Source organism: Streptomyces niphimycinicus (assembly GCF_018883605.1).
GTDB classification, from domain to species: domain Bacteria; phylum Actinomycetota; class Actinomycetes; order Streptomycetales; family Streptomycetaceae; genus Streptomyces; species Streptomyces niphimycinicus.
This window is the reverse complement of record NZ_JAHLEM010000917.1, coordinates 1-2562: the sequence shown is the minus strand read 5'-3', so window position 1 is coordinate 2562 and position 2562 is coordinate 1. Positions and strand designations below refer to the sequence as shown.

The following is a 2562-nucleotide window of genomic DNA, read 5'->3' as shown; positions in this document are numbered from 1 at the left end:
GGGAGCAGGACCGGCGGGAGGTGGAGGCCATCGCGAGGGCCAGCGGCATGGAACCGTGATGTTACCGTACGTAACAGCGGGCGAACGCTGAGCGTCACCGCCGTACGGCGGATGACCGGTGCACAGCGCCCCGAAGGGGCGCGGGGCTGTGTCGATATGCGGCTCCGCCGTGGCTGTGTCGATATGCGGCTGCGCCGCGTGGGCGACCGGCCACGACGGCGCCGCAGACGGTCGACGGCAGGTCGGGGCACTTCCAGCCGCGCGCTCAGACGGTCGCGGGGGCCATCTCGCCCATGAACGTGCGCCACAGCGCGGCGTACCGGCCGTCCCGCGCCACCAGCTCCTCATGAGTGCCGTCCTCGACGACCCGGCCGTGGTCCAGGACCACCACCCGGTCCGCACGAGCGGCGGTGGTCAGCCGGTGCGCGACAACCAGCGTGGTGCGCCGTCCCGTGAGGCGATCCGTGGCCTGGTTGACCAGGGCCTCGGTGGCCAGATCGAGCGCGGCCGTGGCCTCGTCGAGCAGCAGGATGTCCGGGTTCACCAGCTCGGCGCGCGCCAGTGCGATCAACTGCCGCTGCCCGGCGGAGAGATTGCGCCCGCGCTCGGCGACCTCGTGCAGATAGCCACCGTCGAGCGACGCCACCATGGCATGGGCGCCGACCGCCCGCGCGGCGGCCTCCACCTCCGCGTCGCTCGCCCCGGGCCGTCCGTAGGCGATGGCGTCGCGCACCGTCCCGGCGAAGAGATACGGCTCCTGCGGGACCACCCCGAGGTGGCCGCGGTACCCGGTGAGGTCGAGTTCGCGCAGATCCGCGCCGTCCACCCGCACGGCGCCCCCGGTCGGGTCGTAGAACCGGGCCACCAGCTTGACCAGGGTGGACTTACCGGCCCCGGTCTCCCCGACGAACGCCACGGTCTGCCCCGCGGGGATCGTGAGCGAGATGCCCGCCAGCGCCTCCTCGTCGTCCCCGTAGCGGAACCGCACATCGTCGAAGGCGATCTCGCCGCGCGTGGTGCGCACCTCGCGCGGATCGTCGGCGACCGGTGTGGTGGTGGGCTCGCGCAGCAGTTCCTGGATGCGGCCCAGGGACACCGATGCCTGCTGATAGCCGTCGAAGACCTGGGAGAGCTGCTGGACGGGGGCGAAGAACAGGTCGATGTAGAGGAGATAGGCCACCAGCGCGCCGGCCGACAGCGTGTGGTCCCCGACCCGTCCGGCGCCCACGATGAGCACCAGCGCGGAGGCCACGGACGACAGCAACTGGACGAACGGGAAGTACACCGAGATCAGCCGCTGACCGCGCATCCGCGCCCGGCGGTAGGCGTCGCTGCGCGCCGCGAACCGCTCCCGGCCGGACCGCTCGCGCCGGAACGCCTGCACGATCCGCAGCCCCGCCACGCTCTCCTGGAGATCCGCGTTGACCACGCTCACGCGCTCGCGGGCCAGTTCGTACGCCTTGACGCTCAGGCGCCGGAAGACGATGGTGCCGACGATGAGCGGCGGGAGGGTCAGGAAGACCACCAGCGCGAGGCCCACATCGATGATGAGCAGCGCGACCAGGATGCCGAAGAAGGTCAGCAGGCTGACGACGGCGGTGACCAGGCCGGTCTGGAGGAACGTGGACAGCGCGTCGACGTCGGTGGTCATCCGCGTCATGATCTTGCCGCTCAGCTCGCGCTCGTAGTAGTCGAGGCCGAGCCGCTGCAACTGCGCGAAGATCTTGACGCGCAGTGCGTAGAGCACCCGTTCACCGGTCCGCCCGGTCATCCGTGTCTCGCCGATCTGGGCCGTCCACTGCACGAGGACGACCAGGAGCGCGAGTCCGGAGGCGGCCCACACCGCCCCGAGCGAGAGCTGTTGGACGCCCTGGTCGATCCCGTGCCGGATGAGCACGGGCAGCAGCAGCCCGGCGACCGCGTCCACGGCGACGAGCAGCAGCGCGACCGCCAGTGGCGCCCCGAAGCCGCGCAGCAGCCGCCGCAGCCCGTAGCTCTCCTCGGGGCGGGCGGCCTGCTTCTCGTCGATGTCGGGGGTGTCGGTGGCGGGCGGGAGGGCGGCGACCTTGGCGAGCAGCTCGGGCGTGGCGGGCATCCCGGACAGCGCCCCGGCGACCCCGGGCCCGGCCACGGCCGCCGTCCCGGCTCCGGCCGCCGTGTCGTCCTTACGGCCGTCACCACCGGGCCGTACCCATAGCTCCGGGGTCACCCCGCCCCGGCTCGGGCCCGGTGGGCGGCCCATCCCGGCCCCGTCCGGCGCACCGACGGTGCTGTCCGCCTCGCGAACGGCGTGCGCGGGGTCGTCCCCGCCGTACGAGCGGCTCGGCCCCTCCCCGTCGGACGGCATCCAGGGTTCGGGCGCCACCCCGTCGCGGGCCGCCTCACCAGCGGCGTGCTCGGGATCGTCCCCACCACGCGCCCGCAGACCCGTCGCCGGGCAGGGACACTCCTCGCGGCCATGCGCCGCGCCGTCGCCGTCGCCGTCGCCGTCCACGGACGGCCCGCCGTCGATACCAGGCTCGGCCGGCCCCGTCGCGGCGGACTCCCCGCCGAACGCCCCGG

Annotated in this window: 1 protein-coding gene; it reads right to left on the bottom strand. The window is 73.5% G+C overall.

Annotated features, from left to right (window positions below; translation table 11 throughout):
* Positions 1–265: 265 nt before the first annotated feature.
* On the bottom strand, positions 266–2562 hold a 2297-nt coding region (locus KN815_RS45355), incomplete at its 5' end, for an ABC transporter ATP-binding protein (RefSeq protein ID WP_253209652.1).